This is a genomic window from Clostridium sp. CM042, assembly GCF_055080995.1.
The window spans coordinates 21,711-43,364 of the sequence record NZ_JBSJES010000002.1 but is presented as its reverse complement, the minus strand read 5'-3'; the positions used below and the strand labels follow the sequence as shown (position 1 = coordinate 43,364).

General features: G+C 28.8%; 21 protein-coding genes and 1 riboswitch. Of the genes, 10 read left to right on the top strand and 11 right to left on the bottom strand.

Features of this window, described 5'->3' with window-relative positions; translation table 11 throughout:
• Positions 1-101: 101 nt before the first annotated feature.
• Positions 102-215, top strand: a riboswitch (FMN riboswitch).
• Positions 216-533: 318 nt separating this feature from the next.
• The 3 genes from ribB to ACWJJ7_RS18475 all read left to right on the top strand — a co-directional run bounded on the left by ribB (position 534) and on the right by ACWJJ7_RS18475 (position 3,018).
• Positions 534-1,172 carry a 3,4-dihydroxy-2-butanone-4-phosphate synthase gene (ribB, locus tag ACWJJ7_RS18485; RefSeq protein ID WP_462965076.1) on the top strand — a complete coding sequence of 213 codons (639 nt, stop codon included), beginning with the start codon at positions 534-536 and terminating at the stop codon, positions 1,170-1,172.
• Between the two features lie 166 nt (positions 1,173-1,338).
• Positions 1,339-1,965: an HAD family hydrolase gene (locus ACWJJ7_RS18480; protein WP_164947353.1), complete on the top strand. Its 627-nt coding sequence runs from the start codon at positions 1,339-1,341 to the stop codon at positions 1,963-1,965.
• A gap of 66 nt (positions 1,966-2,031) precedes the next feature.
• Entirely contained in the window at positions 2,032-3,018 is a 987-nt protein-coding gene (locus tag ACWJJ7_RS18475) for a phosphotransferase enzyme family protein (protein ID WP_462965075.1), read from the top strand.
• Positions 3,019-3,496: 478 nt separating this feature from the next.
• Here the strand turns inward: ACWJJ7_RS18475 and ACWJJ7_RS18470 are convergent, their stop codons facing one another.
• Entirely contained in the window at positions 3,497-3,871 is a 375-nt protein-coding gene (locus tag ACWJJ7_RS18470) for a peptidoglycan-binding domain-containing protein (protein ID WP_462965074.1), read from the bottom strand.
• 614 nt (positions 3,872-4,485) lie between these two features.
• Between ACWJJ7_RS18470 and ACWJJ7_RS18465 the strand changes: the two genes are divergently transcribed.
• Both ACWJJ7_RS18465 and ACWJJ7_RS18460 read left to right on the top strand, forming a co-directional pair.
• Complete coding sequence (locus ACWJJ7_RS18465) at positions 4,486-4,626, top strand: transposase (RefSeq protein ID WP_462965073.1); 141 nt, start codon at positions 4,486-4,488, stop codon at positions 4,624-4,626.
• Positions 4,627-4,874: 248 nt separating this feature from the next.
• Positions 4,875-5,267, top strand: a complete 393-nt coding sequence (locus ACWJJ7_RS18460; protein ID WP_462965072.1) for a YmaF family protein — start codon at positions 4,875-4,877, stop codon at positions 5,265-5,267.
• Positions 5,268-5,487: 220 nt separating this feature from the next.
• On the opposite strand, the gene ACWJJ7_RS18455 is transcribed toward ACWJJ7_RS18460, so the two are convergent.
• Positions 5,488-6,453, bottom strand: a complete 966-nt coding sequence (locus tag ACWJJ7_RS18455) for a DUF2935 domain-containing protein (protein WP_462965071.1) — start codon at positions 6,451-6,453, stop codon at positions 5,488-5,490.
• Between the two features lie 592 nt (positions 6,454-7,045).
• Between ACWJJ7_RS18455 and ACWJJ7_RS18450 the strand changes: the two genes are divergently transcribed.
• A complete protein-coding gene (locus ACWJJ7_RS18450) occupies positions 7,046-7,387 on the top strand; it encodes a hypothetical protein (RefSeq protein ID WP_462965070.1) in 342 nt (113 codons plus the stop codon).
• A gap of 683 nt (positions 7,388-8,070) precedes the next feature.
• Here the strand turns inward: ACWJJ7_RS18450 and ACWJJ7_RS18445 are convergent.
• Complete coding sequence (locus ACWJJ7_RS18445; protein WP_462965069.1) at positions 8,071-9,147, bottom strand: Fic family protein; 1,077 nt, start codon at positions 9,145-9,147, stop codon at positions 8,071-8,073.
• Positions 9,148-9,703: 556 nt separating this feature from the next.
• Positions 9,704-9,886 (bottom strand): hypothetical protein, encoded by a 183-nt coding sequence (locus tag ACWJJ7_RS18440; RefSeq protein ID WP_462965068.1) that lies wholly within the window; start codon positions 9,884-9,886, stop codon positions 9,704-9,706.
• A gap of 648 nt (positions 9,887-10,534) precedes the next feature.
• On the opposite strand from ACWJJ7_RS18440, the gene ACWJJ7_RS18435 reads away from it, so the two are divergent.
• Both ACWJJ7_RS18435 and adc read left to right on the top strand, forming a co-directional pair.
• A complete protein-coding gene (locus ACWJJ7_RS18435) occupies positions 10,535-11,962 on the top strand; it encodes an aldehyde dehydrogenase family protein (protein WP_462965067.1) in 1,428 nt (475 codons plus the stop codon).
• A 302-nt stretch (positions 11,963-12,264) separates the two neighbouring features.
• The gene (gene adc / locus ACWJJ7_RS18430) at positions 12,265-13,008 is read left to right on the top strand and encodes an acetoacetate decarboxylase (RefSeq protein WP_462963248.1); all 744 of its coding nucleotides are present in this window, start codon (positions 12,265-12,267) and stop codon (positions 13,006-13,008) included.
• A gap of 192 nt (positions 13,009-13,200) precedes the next feature.
• Here the strand turns inward: adc and ACWJJ7_RS18425 are convergent, their stop codons facing one another.
• The 7 genes from ACWJJ7_RS18425 to ACWJJ7_RS18395 form a co-directional block, all read right to left on the bottom strand.
• Entirely contained in the window at positions 13,201-13,332 is a 132-nt protein-coding gene (locus ACWJJ7_RS18425) for a hypothetical protein (protein WP_462963247.1), read from the bottom strand.
• A gap of 450 nt (positions 13,333-13,782) precedes the next feature.
• Positions 13,783-15,357 carry a S8 family serine peptidase gene (locus ACWJJ7_RS18420; RefSeq protein ID WP_462965066.1) on the bottom strand — a complete coding sequence of 525 codons (1,575 nt, stop codon included), beginning with the start codon at positions 15,355-15,357 and terminating at the stop codon, positions 13,783-13,785.
• Positions 15,358-15,654 carry an acyl carrier protein gene (locus tag ACWJJ7_RS18415; protein WP_462965065.1) on the bottom strand — a complete coding sequence of 99 codons (297 nt, stop codon included), beginning with the start codon at positions 15,652-15,654 and terminating at the stop codon, positions 15,358-15,360.
• Positions 15,655-15,668: 14 nt separating this feature from the next.
• Positions 15,669-16,787 carry a TIGR04066 family peptide maturation system protein gene (locus tag ACWJJ7_RS18410; protein WP_462965064.1) on the bottom strand — a complete coding sequence of 373 codons (1,119 nt, stop codon included), beginning with the start codon at positions 16,785-16,787 and terminating at the stop codon, positions 15,669-15,671.
• Positions 16,788-16,807: 20 nt separating this feature from the next.
• Positions 16,808-18,244: a Cys-rich peptide radical SAM maturase CcpM gene (gene ccpM, locus ACWJJ7_RS18405; protein WP_462965110.1), complete on the bottom strand. Its 1,437-nt coding sequence runs from the start codon at positions 18,242-18,244 to the stop codon at positions 16,808-16,810.
• Positions 18,245-18,354: 110 nt separating this feature from the next.
• Positions 18,355-18,516: a CLI_3235 family bacteriocin precursor gene (locus ACWJJ7_RS18400; RefSeq protein WP_462965109.1), complete on the bottom strand. Its 162-nt coding sequence runs from the start codon at positions 18,514-18,516 to the stop codon at positions 18,355-18,357.
• 87 nt (positions 18,517-18,603) lie between these two features.
• Complete coding sequence (locus ACWJJ7_RS18395; RefSeq protein WP_462965108.1) at positions 18,604-20,358, bottom strand: ABC transporter ATP-binding protein; 1,755 nt, start codon at positions 20,356-20,358, stop codon at positions 18,604-18,606.
• A gap of 554 nt (positions 20,359-20,912) precedes the next feature.
• On the opposite strand from ACWJJ7_RS18395, the gene ACWJJ7_RS18390 reads away from it, so the two are divergent.
• Both ACWJJ7_RS18390 and ACWJJ7_RS18385 read left to right on the top strand, forming a co-directional pair.
• Positions 20,913-21,524 carry an accessory gene regulator B family protein gene (locus ACWJJ7_RS18390; RefSeq protein WP_462965107.1) on the top strand — a complete coding sequence of 204 codons (612 nt, stop codon included), beginning with the start codon at positions 20,913-20,915 and terminating at the stop codon, positions 21,522-21,524.
• Entirely contained in the window at positions 21,499-21,648 is a 150-nt protein-coding gene (locus tag ACWJJ7_RS18385) for an AgrD family cyclic lactone autoinducer peptide (RefSeq protein ID WP_462965106.1), read from the top strand. The genes ACWJJ7_RS18390 and ACWJJ7_RS18385 overlap by 26 nt, the downstream gene beginning before the upstream one ends.
• Positions 21,649-21,654: the final 6 nt, after the last annotated feature.

Sequence of the window (21,654 nt, the reverse complement as noted above, 5' to 3'; positions counted from 1 at the left end):
AGAAACTATTTTAACTTAAGTTTCTCTTTAATGGTTATAATTTGATTTTTTGGTTTGACAAGGAATAATGTGAATGGTATATTAATAATAAAGTTATATAAAGTATCCTTCAGGGTTGGGTGAAATTCCCTATCGGCGGTATAGCCCGCAAGCCGTAAGGCAGATTCGGTTAAATTCCGGAGCCGACAGTATAGTCTGGATGAAAGAAGGTGAATGCAATTATACGTAGTTTTTATTATATATATTTGTTGTGTTCTCAAATCCCCTTAAGGCTGCTTAAGGGGATTTTTTGTGGTGTAATTTAGGAAAATGTGTTAAAAATAAAAACTAACTTTATTACATAATGATCAGTGATCAAGCCATCATTATATAATCAAAAAAGTTAATTTGTAGATAACTGTTTAGCATATACAAAATAGACATGCTAGTGTGATATTGCAGTCATAGCCAAATTCCACAGAAAGATAATACACATACAGTATAAATCTTTAGGTACTTTATGTAAAATTTATTATAATTTGGAGGGGTTTTTAATGAATGAATCACTATTGAATCAATTTGGTAATAATTTACAACGTGTAGAAAAAGCATTGGGTATTCTTAAACAAGGTAAAGGTATAATTCTTGTTGATGATGAAAATCGTGAAAATGAAGGAGATCTTATTTTTCCTGCTGAAACACTTACTGTGCCTCAAATGGCTATGTTAATTAGAGAATGCAGCGGTATTGTTTGTCTCTGTTTAACAGAGGATAAAATTAAAGAGTTAAATTTACCTCAAATGGTTCCTAATAATACATGTAAATATGAAACTGCATTTACTATTTCAATTGAAGCTAAAGAAGGCGTAACTACAGGAGTTTCCGCTGCTGATAGAGTTACTACAATTCTTACTGCTGTAAAAGATGACTGTAAACCTGAAGATTTATGTCACCCTGGCCACGTTTTTCCGCTTTGTGCACGTACAGGAGGGATTTTAGTTAGACGTGGACATACAGAAGGTACTGTTGATCTTATGCGTTTAGCAGGACATAAACCAACAGGAATTTTGTGTGAACTTACAAATGCTGATGGAACAATGATGAAATTGCCACAGATAATTGATTTTGCTAAAAAACATGATATGACTGTTGTTTCTATAGATGATATTTTTGAATATAAACAAAATATGTAAGTTGATGAAATTAAAAACCATCATAGGTGCATTCCTGTGGTGTTTTTTACTATTTATTTTAATGTTCCATTATAACTCAAATCTATGGGATTCTGTATTTTATGCAATGCCCAAATAAATAAGTGATTTTAAAAGTATACTAAATTATTGGGGGAGGAGATAAAAAATGATTAAATTAATAATTTTTGATTACGATGGTGTAATAGTAGATTCACTTCCTACTGTTTACGATATATATAAAACTATAGGAAATAAACTTAATGTGAAAATTCCTGATTCAATTGACGAATTTAGAAAATCATATGGAGCTAATTTTAGTGAATGTTACAAAAATCTTGGCATGGACATAGATGAACAAAAAAAAGCTATGGAAATTTTTGGGGAAGAGATAGGAAATCAAAATCCAGAAATTTTTTATGGAATTAAAGATGTTTTAAGTTGGGCAAATACTTATTACAATTTAACCTTAATATCTTCAAATTATACAAAAGAAGTTATACAAAAGCTTAAAAAGTATAATATATACAAATATTTTTCTTTTATAGATGGTAATTGTACAACCGACAAATCTAAAAAATTTAAACTTATACTTGAAAAATATAATCTTAAAACTAATGAAGTGATAGTAATTGGTGATAGATTATCTGATTATAGTTCTGCAATAGAGGCTAAGATTGAACATATAATTTTAGTTGAATATGGTTGGGGATATGACAGAAGTAAATATCCTAATAATAAATTTGTAATAAATGAGCCAATTCAATTAATAGATGCTATTAAAAAAATTGGCTAGTATTTATAGTAAATATAGCACTATATTGTTCAGACGAATAATTTGTATTGGGGAGATAAAAATATAATGGAGCTTAATAATAAGATTATAAATGCGTGTTTAGACCGCTATGGAATAAGCAGAAACAGTTTAAAAAAGCTTATAAGTCATCAAAATATTGTCTACAGTTATTCTAAAGACAATAAAGAATATATTCTTAGAGTTTCAAATAGTAAAAGAAGAAATTTAAAGTTCATATATGGAGAATTAGATTGGATTAGTTTCTTATCTGATAATAAAGTTTCTGTGTCTAGTGCAATAGAATCTCTTAATGGTAACCTAATTGAAGTTGTAACTGTAGATGGCAATGACTTTTTTATAACAGCTTTTAAAAAAGCATATGGTATATATGCAAAAAAACAATATAGAAATAAAGAATTATTTGAAAATATGGGAAGACTCACAGGTGAAATGCATAACTTATCAAAACAATGCAATTTAAATAAAAAATATTTTTATAGACCTCAATGGCATAATTCAAATTTATTAAATTACATAAACATAACTGTTGACAAAAGTGAGACGATTATATATAAAGAGTTTTACAACACATTAAATGAATTAAATCAATTACCTAAGAATCATTCTTCATACGGGATTATTCATTCTGATATTCACTTTAAAAATTTTAACGTTTCTGATAATGTAATAACATATTTTGATTTTGATGATTGTGAATATGGCTGGTTTGTAAATGATATTTCTATTCAATTATTTTATTTTTATGTAGAAAACTATGATTCTAATGAAAAAGAAGAAGATGCAAGATGCTTTATAAAATATTTTTTAGAAGGTTATAACAAGGAAAATCATTTAGATAATTATTGGATTACGAAATTACCATTGTTTTTAAAATTAAGAGAAATTATAATGTATTCAATGCTATATAATTGGAAAACTTTTGATAGTTGCAGCCCATGGGTAAAGAAATATATGATTTGCAGAAAAGAATGTATAGAAAATAAAAAAACACTTATAGATTTGGATTTTTCTAAACTGTGCCATGAAAAATAATACTTTTTGGGGTAGTAACCGCAAAACGCGGATTTTATACGTTAAGACATATATTACCAAAATACCGATATATTCAAAGAATTCTTTGAATATATCGGTATTTTAATTACTCTAAAATATATTTTAAACATATTCCTTAAAAATGAAAAAGGTAGGATTTAAGTCACACTATGCGAAAGATACGACAAAAACTAAATCTAAAATTGTTCTACATCAACTTTACAAATTAGAATTTGATGAACTCCAAATTGTGATCCTTTACGTAGTTATTTTTTCTTAACAGGAATCCAAATTTCACTGTAGTAGTTTTCGTCTTGATTACCTTGCGGATAATCAGCCGTACCCCAATATACATTTTCGGGTGGGTAGGCAAAACACCCAATTTGTAAAAAAGCATCTGAATCTAAACTAAATGGTCCTAAAATACGGGACGCATCTCGGCCGTACCCGTATTTTAGGTTATATTTCTTTTTTATTATTAACTTAGTAGCTTATTCCAACTTAACGGTCCAAATATACCATCTGGAGCTAATCCATTGGATTTTTGCCAGATTTTCACACTGCTGGCTGTACTCGTTCCGAATATACCATCAATAGAAGTTCCCACTCTAAATTGAATTAATCTAGTTGGGATTGGTTCATGATAAGGTAATCCACACAATGGTTTTGTATATATTTGAGCAGTTGCATTTACACATTGTGGTCCCCATATACCATCAACTACGATATTAACAATTTTTTCAAATTGTTTTATTTTACTAGTTGTTAGTGGACCAAGTATTCCATCTGTCGCTAGTCCTGCATGTGTCATAGAATTTAATTGGAGTTGAATAATATAAATAGTTGAATTCAAATTTATTCTCCCTTATATTTTTATTTTATATCTTTTGTTTGTATATACTACGTAACTGATAAGGGATGTGTGATAGGGGTGCAGGCATCTTTTAGCGGAAAATATACTCATACTAAGAAGCTTCTACAACTTAAACTCTAGTATCTAAACATTTATTGATACTATTTTATTTTCATGCTTTGCAACATTATATGTACTATCAAATATTTTATTAAATTCATTTTTCTTTTCCATTTCTGCTGGTGTCATGGTAAAGGTCCAACCGCCAAGTCCTTGATTAGATGATAATACAGTATTTCCGCCTACAATAACATCATAATCATAACCACCTCTCGAATTACAAATTGGCGTAATAGAACCACCAGAAGAAAGGGTGGATGGCTTACCGTTTTTTAGAATACTAACGCCATCTTTTTCATTTAAATAATCAATTAAAGTCTTTTCACCCTCAGTCTTTCCTTTTTTTTGATTTTGACCTCTTATCGTTTGAGAGGCTTCTTTATATAACGTTTTTCTATCCGGTGAGACAGAAGAAAGATTGACTTGATATACTAAGGTCGTAACACTTAGTACTAATAAAACAGTATAATAAAATTAGGAGAGTGGTGTTACAAATGGCAAAGAAAATGTATGATCAAGTATTTAGAGAAAAACTGGTAAAATTAAATTTAGAAAATAGTAGAACTATCCCAAGTCTAATTAAAGAGTATGGTGTATCAAGATCAACCCTTAATGTGTGGATTAAAAGCTATTAATGCATTGGGTGATAGCTCAAAACGGAGTAATAACCATCTGACGCCAAATTCCGTATTGTTGGTAGATATAAACTGGTAGATTAATTGTCTATTTCCTTGGCGAAGAATGCCGCAGCTTTTTTTAAGAAAGCATTTTCCTTTTCTAATTCAGTAGTAAATTTCACTGTGATATTACCTTCTTATTTTTCAGTACCATTTTTAAATAGGCTACATATACTAATAATTGAATAGAGAAAGGAGTGATTTTAATGTCAAAGATTGAAGATAACTGTGGATGTGAAAAAAAACATGATGATAATTGTGGTTGTGAAAAAAAAGAACTATTTCACGACCATGAATTTTTAGGAAGCGTTAGATTAGCTGAAGTAGGTAGTGAGGATGCTCATAATCATAGATTTGCCGGAGTATCAGGTCCTGCAATACCTGTTAAAGGTGGGCATGTTCATAAAGTTAAATCAAGAACAGACTTTTTTGACCACTTTCATGAATTCGAAGCAACAACTGGTTTACCAATACCCGTTGGAAATGATGGCAAACATGTTCATTTTGTAGAAACTAAAACTAATGTCGTTGATGGCCATTTCCACGAATTAATATTTGCTACACTTATAAATGCTCCAATATTTGAAGAAGAAGCCTAGTATAAATGTAGTTGAGCTAAGGCATTGCTGCAAAATGCAGTGAATGCTAACATGCGTATTGAAAACATTGCGAATAATAAATCTGCACTTCTTTAAACATAATACTTTTAAAGAAGTGCAGACTTATTATTTTTTGTTGTATTTTATGAAAGTGAAACAATAGATATTGTGTTAAAAATCTTACTTAACAAAATTGAGGCGAACTATATGGTAAGTTCAGTTATAAGTAATATTGGCGGTTATTCTCTTCTGGCATCTTATTTTTCTTTGTGAATATTTTTAATAAGCGTAAATAATGATTTGCTTCACGTAAAGTATGGTCACCTAATAAAGGTATTATTATAGACTTGATTTTACATTCTACCAATCCTTGCGTACCTTGCGACTTAAATTTAGCTATTTCAATAGTTGATTTAAGGCTGTCCTCCGTAACTTTTGAAATTGGGATTGTCTTATCCATTGCTTCCTTTGACTCTTTTGTCAACTTATCAAACTCATTTCCAAAGTTATTTGCTGTATTTATAAGCTCACCTTCAGTTGGATCAAGAAGTCCACGAATAAATTTCGAGTGTTCGGCCATAATTCTATTCCAAAAGGATTCTTGCTCATACATATCTCTTTCCAAATTGATTTCCTCACGATTTTGCAGCCTTTGAATTAGTTGAAAATAAAATTTTGCTTCTCTTAGAATGTGTTCTATAAGTAAAGGGTAGTTACTTGTAAATATCCTACAGGATATAACTCCTGACAAGATCATAGTCTTAAACTGAGCTAAGGCTTTAACTAATTCCATTGCTCTCTGATTGAGCATAGATACTCTTTGTTCAATCATGGGATTACTTGACATTAATGCGTTGCTGCCCATTAACCCTCCTTCTGATTGCGTCAAATTAACTGGAATATTCACACCTGTAAAATATACTGAAGCCATCTCAGCTTTTAGTGTAAAAGGTGTTATCACTTCACCAGACTCTAATACACTGGGACTAACAACGCCGTTAGAAAGTGAAATAGCATCTGCTAAAAGACAATCAAACTCTGTTCGAAAATAATCCGCCTGTTGGATATAATCATAGTCCTTTGGTGTAAATCCTACTTGTAAAAAGAATGAGTGTTCCTTCATAATTCGTGCAAAAAAAAGATGTAATTCTAGTGATTGTCGTATAAATTCAGTACTAGATAGCATAGTTGTTTCTCCCTTATAAAAATATTATTCGCTATCATTGTATTAATTAGATATATAAAAGGTTACTATCCACAAAGTTCCATAAAGGGGTAGCATACGCAAAAATGATATTTCGTACGCTAAGAAAAACATCGCCCCATAAATGTAATGATTTAGGTGACTACATCGCTTATTCTAAGGCCATTCCATTTCATTTCTTCCTTTTAGGTAAGTAGATCATGTATCTCATTTTTATATTTTATATGTTCCACTATCATAAATTCACCCATGAAAAGTGTCCCAGAGGTCACCAAATCAATGTATTATATTTATGATATATCAGATAAAACAATACATTCAAATATACAATAAGAAAAAAGGCTTTAGTTAAAACGACTATAAGCCTTTATATATCAACACTTTATGCTATTTTTATGAATGTAATGTTTTACTTAAAAGATTACATTCGCACATAATAATTTAAAACCTTAAATTTATAAGAACAATTTGATTTATCATTTACAAATCAAAATAATTACATTTATGTAACTATAATTCCATTAACGTACGAAATATCATTTTTGCTGACGATACCCCTAACTGGGAGATAGTATTGTTAATAATTATATCTACTGTTTTCGCAATTACTACTAGAAAACAAAAGGAATTTAACCTACCAAAATCTATTTTCGGAAAAACTTTACCAACCGAAAAAACTAAAGCAGCTCATAAGAAGAGGGTGATATCATATTTTCTTAAATCGCTGTGCTTTGCTTGTGCTTTTAAAGTTTTTACTGTTGTTTTTTCTCTACTAGGAGTTGATGAAGTGTATTCAATTCACTTGATAGGATTACAATTTGCAGGATTATTTATTGTTTTCTTTATTTTGGATTATGTTTTGGGAGAAAATCTATGTAAAAAATATAATAAATGGCTGGAAACTATTGATGAATAAAAAAATCTTGAGTTAGTACTAACTCTTCTTATATTGTTCAACAATCCAAAAGGCAGCAATGCCTTTTTTATTTTTCATAAGATTGATGATAAACAGGTAGTAAGATTTAAAATCCATTTTTTTACATGCTTATAGCCGTTTTTGGTTCCATTACTACCTTTACCCCAAGTTCTACTATTATTTAAAAATATAATTGCTTAGTTAAATTTAACTAAATGTTTAACTAAATGCTTAACAATCCAGATAAATCAACACTTTAAGTGAAAAAACGAATGTAATGCTTTAACGACATTTTAAATTAAGTTAGAGTTAGTTTATAATAATTATTAGAGGCTTACTTTATTCCTATGACTAGTATATTTACTATACTAAGTATACTGATTTTTCATAGTCCAACCTTTTTTACTTCCCTTTGATATAAAGATGGTTTAGTAGTTCTCTCAGGTGTAGAGGTTTTATGAACCAGCTAACGATTTTCTCATAAAATAGCTAATCGTAAATTTTAGGTTTATATTTAAATTTTAAAATAGCTATTTTAATGAAAACACGAGCTTTATTATGTAGTTACCTAAGGTTTTTACCACAAGTGGTATTTGCTGGGATAGTTCTCCGGGGTCTTTTCTAGGGTCAAGTCTCACGGGTTTATGGGCGCTACTGAATTCTGCTCCATTACTGATTATACCTCACTGTACATTTGATCCTTTTACAATTTCAAATAACCTCTTGTTAAGATAAATCTTTTCCTTACCCACCATTTGAGATGATAGAAATCCTTCTTTTTCTAATGCTATTAAATAATCTGAAGCAGTTCTTCTAGAAATGTTAAGACCTTCTTCAATAAATTTAATTTTTGTATAAAACTCAAAAAAGAGTAACTCTACCAATTCCTTTGAATAAATCTTTGGCAATACCTTTTTAATATCTTCCGCAGTTCCTGAAACTTCTGTATTAATTTTTTTAACCAACTTTAATGTTTCCTCTGAAGTTTGTTCTATGCCTTCTAATATAAAAAGTACCCATTCTTCCCATTTCCCGACTGTCCTTACTTCCTGAAGCAACTTATAATAAGAAGTTTTATTTCTAATTATAAATTTGCTTAAATATAAGATTGGACTGTCTAGAAGATCCTTTAATACCAGATATAAAATATTTATAATCCTCCCGGTTCTGCCGTTACCATCATAAAAAGGATGTATAGATTCAAATTGATAATGAATTACCGCAAGTTTAACAAGGGGATCTAAATTATCGAAATCTTCATTAATATACTTTTCAAGATTTGACATTAAATTTAATATTTCTGTTTCTCCATTTGGAGGTGTATATACAATTTCTCCTGTACTTTGGTTTTTAAGTGTAGTTCCAGGTAGCTTTCTAATACCGGCATTGCTTTTTTCTATTATTTCTTGTATATCAATAATCATATTCGTTGTCAAAATCTGATTATTCTTAACAAGCCCGTAGCCTTTCCATAATGCAGTTCTATAACTTACAACCTCTTTTGCCGCAGGGTTCTTGTATCCATCTTGTGACATTGCTCTAAACAATTCATCATGTGTAGTAATTATGTTTTCAATTTCAGAGCTATCTTTTGCCTCATTAATAGTTACCGTATTTATAAGTATATTCTTATTAGGTATTGTATCTGCATAACCTTTAAGTTCCGCTAGTGCCCTGTGAGAACGTGAAAGCTGCTTTAACACTCTATTTGTCTCAAGTGTAACTTGTGGTGGTAAATATTTCACTATAGGTTCATTCATTATTACTCACCTTCCTTACCTATATTATAAAAGAGAAAATTGCTCACATCAATAGAACGTGAGCAAATTTTTAAAGAAATTGCTCACGTTAATATAACATGAGCAATTTCTTCTCATGTTATATTAATAATTTCAGTTATATTTTAATAAATTCCTTATCTTGTTTCCGCCTTTATCCACTATCATTTTAAACGGTAACAGGCACGTACACGTCACCGTAAACATGCACATGGACGTACACGTACATAGCGTATTGATTTGTTACATTGAATAATTATAAATCGGATGATTAATCTATTTTATTCCATAAAAAAAGAAGGTATTAGCCCTCTCTTATATTTCATATTTTTTGTTTATAGGTATAAATTTTATATATAGGAACAACAATGAGTCTATAGGCTATATATATTCTTTATTTACCAATAAAAGTGGCCATTCCATTATCTCCACTGTAAGGAGGTGCTCCTTTAACTGTTACATAACAAATTATTAGCATATACTCTGCTCCTCTAGGAATACTTTTTTGAAAGTTAATATAAATGTTTTTGCTGAGCCATTAGTCCATACCAATCATAGGATTTCCGTACATGTAATTCATACCTTGCATCCCCAGCGTTTGGTACATCCCTTTCATATACATCATTTTATACATGCTCTGCATGCCATTCATCTGTGACATTCCGTACATATTACTCATTTGTTGCATACCCTGCATAGGATCGTTTAAATATGTTTTCAATAATTACACCCCATTTATAATTTTTATCTACATATCTAGTGGCTCTGCTTATGTTCAATAGCTTTGCAAATTCAACCCCTGTTACTTCTCTATTTCTCCACTTACCATAATACTTCTTGAAGTCTTTAGGTAAGAAACTTTTTAAATCATTAAAAATATAATTTCCTAAAAATTTTGAATTTTTAGGAAATTAGCCATAGAATCATTCTTTACAGATCATATGATAAAAATATCTCACCTCAGCGTAGTTTGGTAACGATTAAAATGCTCGCTATTACATTTATTGTATTTATATCTTATTTTTGGTTTAATTAGTGGTATTATCCTATTTGTACAAAAATAAAATATCTTATTCACTATAACATGTTTGTTATAAAATGAAGAACTAAGTTAGTATTCTTTAGGATTAGTTGCTACGCTAATCGATTAGTAACCAGAACAACGACTTTATAAGAAGTACCACCGGAGTGGCCAACAAGGAGAAAACGAATAGCCCTACGCCAATTTTTTATTATGAATATTGATGATTAGAAGCAATTCTATACTATTATTATAATTTCCAGTTATCTTTATCATTTTGTAGTTAGTTGAAATACTGGAAATTCATTAAAAACTAAATACAAAATTAATTATTCGAGGAGGAAAACTATGATGAAAGATGTATTAGTATCACCACAAACAAAAGATTTAAATGTAATAACAAATGAAGGTATCAAATTTAAGCAAGCTAACAATGAGGGTTTATATTTAGGAGTGTTCGAAGACGTTAAAATTGCTATTTGCAAAGCAATATATGCACAAAAGGCGTTAACTATTTCTTATAATAAAGAAGATAGAGAACGGCTTATAAGAAGTATAAGAAAGGCTACATTAGAAAATAAAGAGATACTCTCAAGAATGATTTTAAAAGAAACAAAAATGGGACGATATGAAGACAAAATATTAAAACATGAATTGGCAGCTAAACATACTCCAGGTACAGAAGATCTAACTACTACAGCTTGGTCTGGAGACCACGGGCTTACCGTAGTAGAGATGTCTCCGTATGGTGTCATAGGTGCAATAACACCCTCCACAAATCCAACGGAAACTGTTATATGCAATAGTATAGGTATGATAGCTGCCGGAAATTCTGTCGTGTTTAATGGACATCCAGGGGCAAAAAAATGTGTTGCGTTTGCTGTAGATATGATAAATAGAGCCATCATTTCTTCTGGTGGTCCAGAAAATTTAGTAACTACTGTAGAAAATCCAACTATGGAATCCTTAGATGTAATTATGAAACACCCATATATAAATCTTTTATGTGGGACTGGAGGACCAGGATTAATAAAAACACTTTTAAATTCAGGCAAAAAAGCTATAGGTGCAGGTTCAGGAAATCCTCCGGTTATAGTAGATGATACTGCGGATATAAAGAAAGCCGCAAAAAGCATCATAGAAGGTTGTTCTTTTGATAACAATTTACCTTGTATTGCAGAAAAAGAAGTGTTTGTTTTTGAAAATGTAGCAAATGATTTAATAAATAATATGCTTCAAAACAATTCTGTACTTCTAAACAAAGAGCAAGTATCAAGGTTATTAGATTTAATACTAATAAAGAAAGATGAGAAAAGTTATAATTGCAACAAAAAACTAGAATATAATATAAATAAAAAATGGGTAGGAAAAGATGCAAAATTATTTTTAGATCAAATAGATGTAGAAGCCCCTACTAACGTTAAATGTATAATATGTGAGGTAGATACAAATCATCCTTTTGTAATGACAGAGCTTATGATGCCAATACTTCCAATTGTAAGAGTTAAAGATATTGATGAAGCTATAGAATGTGCAAAAATAGCGGAACAAAACAAACGACATAGTGCATATATATATTCAAAAAATATCGATAATTTAAATAGATTTGAAAAAGAAATAGATACAACTATTTTTGTAAAGAATGCTAAATCCTTTGCTGGAGTAGGTTTTGGTGCAGAAGGATTTACAACTTTCACTATTGCTGGACCTACTGGTGAAGGAATAACCTCTGCAAGAAATTTTACAAAACAAAGGAGATGTGTGCTTGCAAACTAACTTTTTAATGGAGCCAGTGTATTTACTTGCATTGATTTAGTCCACCTACATTACGCTTAAAAGATTTTACACTATTAAAAAGAAGATATTAATGTGAATAAAATAGTCTAACTGGAAGATTTAAAATCTATTTTTAAAGATGGGCAGATTGTAAATCACGGAATAAGACTTCCAACTTTGGTTGCAAGTTATGTGCCAAAGGAAATATAGATTATGGACGTATAAAAATTTACCTTTCAAAATATAAGTACTTGTAAAAAAATGTGTTGATAATAATAAATAAGAAAAGAGAGTGACCATTTATGTTAGAAAGTGAAATATCTAACCAAATTACAACACCACTTACTGCTCCATCATTTCCTAGAGGTCCCTATAGATTTCATAACCGTGAATATCTTAATATAGTATACCGTACAAGTGCTGATGCCTTACTAAAAGTTGTACCGGAACCTTTATCTTTAGATTTAGATGAACCTTTAGTTAGATTTGAAATGATGTATATGCCGGATGTAAGTGGATTAGGTGCTTATACAGAATGTGGCCAGGTTATTCCTGTAAGTTTTAATGGTATAAAAGGTGACTATTTGCATATGATGTATTTAGATAATTATCCAGCTATTGCCGTTGGTAGAGAACTTAGTGCCTACCCTAAAAAACTTGGTTATCCAAAACTATTTGTTGATTCAGATACATTAGTTGGTACATTAGATTATGGAAAATTAAGAGTATTAACTGCTACGATGGGATATAAACACCAATCTTTAGATATAAATGAAGCACGCAATGAAATTTGCCGTCCTAATTTTATGCTAAAAATTGTACCTAATTATGATGGAACTCAAAGAATTTGCGAGCTCATATCTACACAAATTACGGAGATTACTATACATGAGGCATGGACTGGTACTGCAAGATTACAATTATTCGATCATGCTATGGCGCCATTTAATGACCTACCTGTAAAAGAAATAGTATCCTGTTCTCATCTTCTTACGAGCTTAACCCTTCCTACTCCTAAAGTTATATATGATTATCTAAAAAAATAGTTATGATAAATTACTGCATAAAAAAATATCACCAGCTGACAGGCGGTATTTTTTTGTATTTTTAAATAATAGATGATCAAAATATTAATTGTTGTTAATGCACACTATTTGCAATATATTTATTAACATTTGTTCTATAAATCAATCTTGGAGTATTAATTAAATCGAATTCTTAAAACGTTTACAGTTAAGCTAACCGCTATTAAACAGTAAATCACGTAGTACTGATCTTGTTAATATACCTGTTGGTTGCTCATAATTCAATCTTTTTAGTTCAGGAGCGGCCTCAAGTCTTTTTCTCCAGCTAGTTTTAGCTCGTGCCATTTTGACTAAATTTTTAATATTAGCTTGAGTTCCATTCTTAATTTTATAATTTATTAATATCTAAACCACCTCGCTCCTCTTTTTTATATTTCTATAGGAGATATTAGTATCATTTATTTGTGGAATGAATTTAAAAGAGTACCTTATAGAGCCTTTATCTAACTTTTATAATAAAATCATATCATGAAACCTGGCATTTTCTTGTAATATTATGTTTTAATTAATGATAACTATTTTGCAAATTTCGCTAATATTATTAAATGTAGACTCTTCTATCCTCATATTAATTATACAAAAGTAACTATAGACTAGACACTTTTTTTAATGTTTAGTCTATAGGTATCAGTTTATAAGGTTTGATGCGCATTCTTTATTATTGGCTGCATATGATAATTTTCATATGCAAGTTACTTTAAACATACCTTCTTTAATACATTTTTCTCAACAAATTCAAGATTCCTCACCTTCACAAATAAACATCCCACAAATTTCCTTGTAAAACAAATCCAAATTCTTAATTGTAAATACCTTATTTTCCAAATAAGAATACTTTTCTATATCCTCTTGTGTCGTTATTATTAAAACCTCATACATATTCATTTCTTCTAAATATTTATTTATCTCTTGCGTAAAATAATCCACAAGTAAAATGGTTTTATCAGGTTCTAGCCAAATGTTAACTTCTTTAGGATTAATATCTTCTTTATTAATAACTACTCCTAAAATCATGATATCAAAATCATAAACTCTATATAATACTTCAACTTTATTTTTTATTTGTTTTAAATTTTCATCTTTTATAATAGGTATATATTCCAATCCATATAAAACTCCTATTGGTTTTGTATATGCACCTATGGAGTAATATCCATCATTTCTAAATTTGGCAATTAAGGTTTCAATTACTTTAATCATATCACTATCTGTATAACCATAAACAATTATTAATGGTACATCCATTTCTTTTCGTGGTAAGACTCCTTCATAAAAATGCTCTATTATTGAAGGATGCCAAAACTTAACATAATCATTTGTGCATTTAACTTCATAATTTTCATTTTTGTATTCATTATCTATAAAAATAATGCTTTTTTGTTCTTTCGCAAAATAATCTACAACCTCTATAATCTTTTCATACTCTTTTATTTCACTACCTAATAAAATTAAAGTATCAAATTTATTAATATTTATATTCCTTACTTGTCTAAGTTCCCCAATTTGCTTTATATAAGGTAGTTCAAGAATATTTTCTGTCTCATTCATACATAGCATCGCAGCATTATTAACCCAATCTATATCTTTATAATTATTTACTCGTATTTTATCGTGTGTATAATTAATTGAATGTTGATATAGCTTTTGTTTTATCCCTTCTAACGTTATACCTGGAAACTTATCAATTATACTGCAAACTTCGGCAGTAATCATTGGGGTTGCAAAGCTATTGCATATTTTTGTAGGTTTTGATTCTCTTACATTCTTTAATAATGTGTGCTCACTACAAGCTGTTATTTCAACACCATCTAAAGGATATAAATTAAAAGCATATTCTCCTTCTGCTAAATTACCAGCTTGGGAACATTTTACTCCAATTACATTGCTACAGGATGCAGGATATGTAAATATATTTTTGTTACTACATGCAGCCACAATTATAAGCCCTCTGTTATATGCTTTATTAATTACATATCTCATCATTTCAAAGTCTCTATAATCTGTGGTTCCAATGCTTAAATTAGCAACCTGAATTCCATTATCAATACACCACTCGATAGCCTTTACAAGTTGCTCCTTCTTACCTTTACAACTTTTATCACTAAGCACTTTTACACTAGTAAATATAGCCTCATGATAATATTTTTTTACTATAGTCGCACAAATAGTACCATGACTAGCATTGAATAACTTATATTTATCTGCATATTGTACTGTAAGATCAGGTGTTATCTCTATACTTTGTGCAATGTTACCTATGTCATAAAGTCCAATACCGATTCCATCATCAATTATTGCAACTGTTACCATTTAAATAACTTTCATCTCTTTTTGTTGTAACTCTTTATTAATAATATTAATAATATTACGTATTGTATTAAATTTAATATTATCAATATCATCTTCTGAAATGGCTATATCAAATTCTTTTTCAACGTCATATAACAAATAAATAAGATCTCTTGCTCTTAATTTAAATTTTATTTGTAATATATTATCATCAATATCTATATCAAGTTCATTATTAAATAGAGCTATGTCAAATCTATTCTTAAATATATTATTTAATTTCACATTTATATCAATATTCTCTGAAAAATTATTCATATACTTACCTCCAATCATATGCTTTGAGTTTCTCCATAGTCTGCTAGCGTATTAACTAAAAAATCCGTCATGCTATGTGCATCATCTATATCCAAAATATTATAAATAGGTGTATCGAGTTTATTATATACTTTTTTCTTTTCATTAATAAATTTCCAATCTATTATATTATATTGCAATGATCTTTCAAGTTTACTGCCTGCATAATTTACAGTTGTATTAGCAATATTATAACAATCAATATTATATCCAAACTTATATTTATAAGTATTTGACATTGATTGGAAAAAATCTGATTCATTATTTTCATATAGTGTACTTAATATAACTGCATCGGGCCTAACAGCCTGTGAAATTTCATAAGCTAAAATTCCAAACTTATTTGTAAATTCATAATTAAAAGGCATTGTTCCACCTGGTATTCCAATGACTATTACATCTGGTTTTTCTTTAGATTCTATATTCTTAATATAATAATTAAACAAAGTAACTTTTTCTGATTCTGTAATATCTTTACTGTACATAAATTTAGGGAATGAATGAAATCCCATTAACTCACAATAATGACGTGTACCTATTTGGGATACCTTATACCCCATTTTTTCTATATTTTCTCTTAAATTTAGTTGTATTTCAAACTTATGCGTTCTTTCACATGTGCCAGCTACAAAAATTATAGGGGTATTAATCTTATAAATTTTTTCAAATTCAGACCTCTTAACACTATCACATGTGTTTGTAAAATATTTAAAGAATGTATTGTTTTTATTGCAAATATGAGATACCTTGTCAAGTATTTCACTTTCGAGTTTTATAGTACATATTATATTTTTAGAATTTTCAGCTGCCTTAATAATTTTAGGATATATAAATGTGTTCAAATCCATTTTTGTACTAGAATCGCTAAAACAAACTGTATCACAATTTTCTAATGCTTTATCAAAATCACTATCTACAATTAGCCCAATAGGTTGCCCATTATCAACGCAACTCGCATCCTCCCCGCTAAACCCCCATCCATTTGGGGAAATAACATGCGTAAAATTAAGGTTATCAATAAGCTTACTATGTCTTATTAATGGTGCAGCTTCCACATCAAATGGATATATCATTGTTTTATATTCATTTTTCATCTTATCATCCTCATTTCTAATTAGTCATTAAACATAGTTATTGGCTCATTCTCATCGAAATTATGAGCAAATTCTTTTAGAAAACAATAATTCTTAAACTTTTCCTGTACAGATGCTTTAACTCCTTTGCAACATTCTTCTTTTCTTTTTGCTGAAAATTCATTTTCTTCAGTATCTAATGTAGATGCACATATAGTGCAAAAGTTTATAGCCCAACAATTTTTACAAGATTTATCATTTACTTGTCCAAGGTTTAAAAGCTTTTTCACCTTATTTATATCGAAACCAGTATCTATGTGTCCTATCTTCATAAGCTCAGAAGATTCACTAACCCTCTCGCATGGATAAAAAAATCCATCTGCATTCATAAATAGTCTGTCGACACCAGGAGTGCAGGGGCCAGAAGGGTGTGTTTTTTCAGGCAACATTTTTTGAGGTTTCAGTTTCTTTGAAAAATTTACTATTCCGTAATAGTTGTTCATTACTATTCTAGAACAATTTTTAGTCTTCTTTTCTCTTATCAAGTAATAGAAGATCCTAAATAATTCATACTCTTGTTTTATATAATTATCCTCATTGATTTTAATATCAGTTTTTTTATAATTACTAGATATTAATGTTGATGACATAGTTATATTTTTTACTATATCATTATCAAGAAAAAATTTATCTATACAAGAAAAGTCATTTTGAGGATCAATAACTGCATTAAATGAAATTTTTTCAATATAATCCGGAAATTTTTCCTTTAAATTAATAACATTATTAATTACCTTATTAAAACTTCCACTATTATTAAGAGCAAGTTTTCTATGACTATCATGTATTTCTTGAGGGCCATCAAGGCTGATTGTTAACAATACATTATGTTTGTATAAGAATTCTGTAATTTCATCAGTTAAGAGGGAACCATTTGTAGTCATAGTAAAATTTAATTTTTTACCTTCTGTTTTTTTCTCAGCATACTCTATGCATTGCTTAATAAAATCAAATTCAAGAATAGGTTCTCCACCATAAAAACCTATACAGATATTGTTATTATTTTTTGAATGTGCAATAATAAAGTCAATACCCTTAAACGCTGTTGAAATACTCATTTTTTTGCTTGAGTGACTTCTATTTAAATAGCTACCTGAATAAACACAATATTCACATCTAAAATTACACTGCTGTGTTATTTGTAGAGTAAGCATTTCCATATTATTATCCAAATAAGATGGTATCAACTCATCATAAGGATGAACTATCTCTTTTACTCTATTACTAGACAAAAAACCTTCCTTGCAAAGTTCACTTATTTCTTCTGATTTTATATATTCATTAAGATTATTTTTTATACAATTTTCTAAAAATTTATATTGATTATTACTAATATTTATAATAGTATTTTTGTTTGCATCATACATGTAATATTTCTTACTTGTTTCAAAAAGCTTAATCAACGGTTTATTATTCAAAATATATCATTCCCACCTTTAAAATATAATTTTATAATAAAACGTAGGATAAAAATTTCTTATCCTACGTTTTATTTAGCTGAAATCTATCATTTAATATACACTATATTCTAGCTCCAAAATTCTCTCCAATATTCATTATCATTTATTGAATAATAATTTTTCCTTTGTGGAGTATCAGAATCAGTACATTTACAATATCTTATGTCGGCACATCCAAATGCCTCAATAGTTTCTAAAATTTCATCATTCTTTTTTCCTAATTTTCTCATTTTAAACTCCCCTTTTTTGATTAATTTTTATTTATATACTAACATCCAATATCTTTCTCGAGAACTAAAATAAGGATGTTATTAGCGTTATATATTTGAAGTTAAAGGTAGACTAACCATTTCTCTGTAGAACTTGTTTCTTTTATATAATTCCAAATGATTACCTATCTCTTCTATTTGTCCATCATTAATAACTATAATTTTATCAACCTTTGCCAATATATCAGGCTTATGAGTTATTATAATTACAGTTTTATCTTTATAATTTTCTTTAATCACATTATTTACATAATATTCGGCTTCCATATCATAATTAGCTGTAGCCTCATCCAATATTAGTATTTTAGAATCTCTTATAAAAGCCCTAGCCATAGCTATTTTTTGTCTTTCTCCACCAGACAATTTACTACCTCTTTCTCCTACAATATTTTCATACTGATTAGGAAATTCTTCAATAAATTTATGTGCTCCACTCTTTTTAACAGCTGAATACATTTTATCATCTGATTTCTTGGAGTTAAGTATAATATTTTCCTTTATAGTCGTATTAAACAAATATACATCTTGACTTACCACAGATATTAATTGCCTATAATTTTTTAACTTTAGAGAATTAATATTTGTACCATCCAAGAGTATTCTGCCAGAATCAGGAATTAAGAATCTTAAAAGCAGATTAATAACTGTTGTTTTCCCTGAACCATTACGACCAATTATAGCAACTTTTTCTCCAGCATTTATTTTAAAACTAATATCCTTTATTACAGATTCTTTATCCTTATATGAAAATTTAACATTTTCAAATTCAATAGTTCCCAAAGCTTCATCTATATTTAATTTTTGTGCCAAACTTTTGTTGGTAATATTTTCAGTTTCTGCATCCATAAAATCAAAATATCTTTTTGCAGACGGCATTACGCTTGCAAAACTATAACCAATATTCATAATTGCAAATATAGGTGCGGTAACATATGAACTGTATGTTATAAATGCAAATAATTTTCCAACAGTAAGTGTATCACCTATAATCATATACCCACCAATAATGTATATTAATGTTGTTATTATTTGTGAAAATACTGTTTCAGAAATTTCATTTGCCTTTCTAAAATATTCCATTTTTATATTTTGTTTTATTATATTTCTTTGTTTTTTTATAAACTGACCTGTTTTTAATATTTCTAATCCCCAGATTTTAACTTCTTTGATCCCCCCAATAGTATCACCATACCAACCAGAGTAATCTTTATAACTTTCTATATATTTTTCAAATAAACTTTTTCTCTTTTTAGCAAGATATTTTACAATTAAGTATCTTATTGGAGTTACTAGAAATACTAAAACACTAAGTCTCCAATCAATAGTAATAAGACCTATAATTCCAACTACAATTCTAAAAATACTTGTTACAATATAGAATGTACTTTGATTTGCTATTTGAGATATATTGCTAACATCTGTTCTTAAATTACTTATTATCTCAGCATAATTTGTACTCGAGAAGAAACTCATTTTCATTTTTAAAGTATGTGTAAAAGCTTCTCTCTCAAGATTATATGATAATAAATTTTCTATATACGAACGATATTTAGTTTCAATTACTCCTAAACCTTGAATAATTATTATTAGAATTAAATTGTAAATAGAATATGTTATAATAACTTTCAAATTCTTTAAAATTAATCCTTCATCTATTAATCGCTGATTAACAATAGGTGTTAATATAATTAAAGCAGACGACATTATTATACTAATAATTACTATAAATATTTTCCGTTTATATGGCTTAAACAACTTTATAAGCCTATATATGGTTTGCTTGTCCTCTTTTTTTGTATTCATAATCCCATTCCCCATAAAATATTATTAAAAAACTTATAAATGAATAAACGCATGTGTTTTAAGATTCCTTTCATAAAGCCATTCACATTTCATTTTTCCCCAAAATGATTCTATTGAAGCATTCCCCCGGCAGCTAGCTTTATGTAACAAGTCTAAATAATCATATTCTTTAGGTCTTGCAACTTCTTAAGCATCATTAGCTGAATTTATAAATTCAGTCCAAGACATAACCTTTTCAATTTCTTTAAATGGATCTACATCTTTTTCTTTGGCTTCAATCAATACTTTTCGTAATTTTGCATAATGATTAATTCCTATATTTATTTCTTTCCACTTTTAATTAGGACGACCATCCTTATACAAGGATATCACTTATGTTGGTATATATGTATAATTTTAAGTATACAACGGACTAATTGCATTATTTTACACAAAATATATTTATATGTAATTCAATACAGTTTTTGTGTCAAACAATACAATTTTATTGACAATTAATTATTTGTTTGTTAAATTTGACATATAAGAATTTGTTTTATTAAGGAAGTACTTGCATGAGATTATCAGAAAAGTTTAGTATGAAAATATCTAATTATATAAAAAAAAAAGTGCCTAATAAGACAGAAGAGGACTTAGAAATTATAAGGTATGGGATAGAAGTTTTGTTCATGAATATCACAAAACTTCCTATTATTTTAGCAGTAGGATACGTATTGGATTTATTCTGGTATACGCTATACACCATAATAATTTTTGGGATTTTGCGTCGATTTGTGGGAGGAATCCATGCTAGAAAAAGTATTACATGCTTGATCTCTACAGGACTTATAATATTGGGTGCCATATATATTTCTTTAGCATCTCCACTTACCATTATTGTAAAAGTGTTTATTTTTATAGTTGTTGTATGTATATTTTTTAAATATGCACCAGCAGATACAGAGGAAAAACCTTGTTTAGATAGAAATGTTAGTCAAAATCTGAAAATAAAAAGTATACTTACAGCTATTGTGTATTTTCTTCTTTCTATATATATAAAGAACATATTTTTTTCTAATATCTTCATGTATATACTATGGATAGAAGCCATTCTTATATGTCCGATTACATATAAAATACTAAACAGGAGGTATAATAATTATGAATATTACAGAGAAAGCATCTAAAATTTTAGCAATCAAAATAAGTAAAATAGCTACTAATATAGCTCAGACATCCACTAAAGCTTGCATTGGTTATGCTTTAGAAGAACCTAAAATGCCAAAATCATTATTAAAAAAAGCTAAGTAGTCTTAT

Bases quoted from the DNA above. Each gene is read 5' to 3' on its own strand.
- ACWJJ7_RS18390 (WP_462965107.1), top strand. From the start codon at position 20,913: ATGAGATTATCAGAAAAGTTTAGTATGAAAATATCTAATTATATAAAA.
- ACWJJ7_RS18395 (WP_462965108.1), bottom strand. From the start codon at position 20,358: ATGAATACAAAAAAAGAGGACAAGCAAACCATATATAGGCTTATAAAG.
- ribB (WP_462965076.1), top strand. From the start codon at position 534: ATGAATGAATCACTATTGAATCAATTTGGTAATAATTTACAACGTGTA.
- ACWJJ7_RS18410 (WP_462965064.1), bottom strand. From the start codon at position 16,787: ATGAAAAATGAATATAAAACAATGATATATCCATTTGATGTGGAAGCT.
- ACWJJ7_RS18460 (WP_462965072.1), top strand. From the start codon at position 4,875: ATGTCAAAGATTGAAGATAACTGTGGATGTGAAAAAAAACATGATGAT.
- adc (WP_462963248.1), top strand. From the start codon at position 12,265: ATGTTAGAAAGTGAAATATCTAACCAAATTACAACACCACTTACTGCT.
- ACWJJ7_RS18415 (WP_462965065.1), bottom strand. From the start codon at position 15,654: ATGAATAATTTTTCAGAGAATATTGATATAAATGTGAAATTAAATAAT.
- ACWJJ7_RS18480 (WP_164947353.1), top strand. From the start codon at position 1,339: ATGATTAAATTAATAATTTTTGATTACGATGGTGTAATAGTAGATTCA.
- ACWJJ7_RS18425 (WP_462963247.1), bottom strand. From the start codon at position 13,332: ATGGCACGAGCTAAAACTAGCTGGAGAAAAAGACTTGAGGCCGCTCCT.
- ACWJJ7_RS18420 (WP_462965066.1), bottom strand. From the start codon at position 15,357: ATGGTAACAGTTGCAATAATTGATGATGGAATCGGTATTGGACTTTAT.
- ACWJJ7_RS18400 (WP_462965109.1), bottom strand. From the start codon at position 18,516: ATGAGAAAATTAGGAAAAAAGAATGATGAAATTTTAGAAACTATTGAG.
- ACWJJ7_RS18385 (WP_462965106.1), top strand. From the start codon at position 21,499: ATGAATATTACAGAGAAAGCATCTAAAATTTTAGCAATCAAAATAAGT.
- ACWJJ7_RS18435 (WP_462965067.1), top strand. From the start codon at position 10,535: ATGATGAAAGATGTATTAGTATCACCACAAACAAAAGATTTAAATGTA.
- ACWJJ7_RS18445 (WP_462965069.1), bottom strand. From the start codon at position 9,147: ATGAATGAACCTATAGTGAAATATTTACCACCACAAGTTACACTTGAG.
- ACWJJ7_RS18475 (WP_462965075.1), top strand. From the start codon at position 2,032: ATGGAGCTTAATAATAAGATTATAAATGCGTGTTTAGACCGCTATGGA.
- ACWJJ7_RS18455 (WP_462965071.1), bottom strand. From the start codon at position 6,453: ATGCTATCTAGTACTGAATTTATACGACAATCACTAGAATTACATCTT.
- ACWJJ7_RS18465 (WP_462965073.1), top strand. From the start codon at position 4,486: ATGGCAAAGAAAATGTATGATCAAGTATTTAGAGAAAAACTGGTAAAA.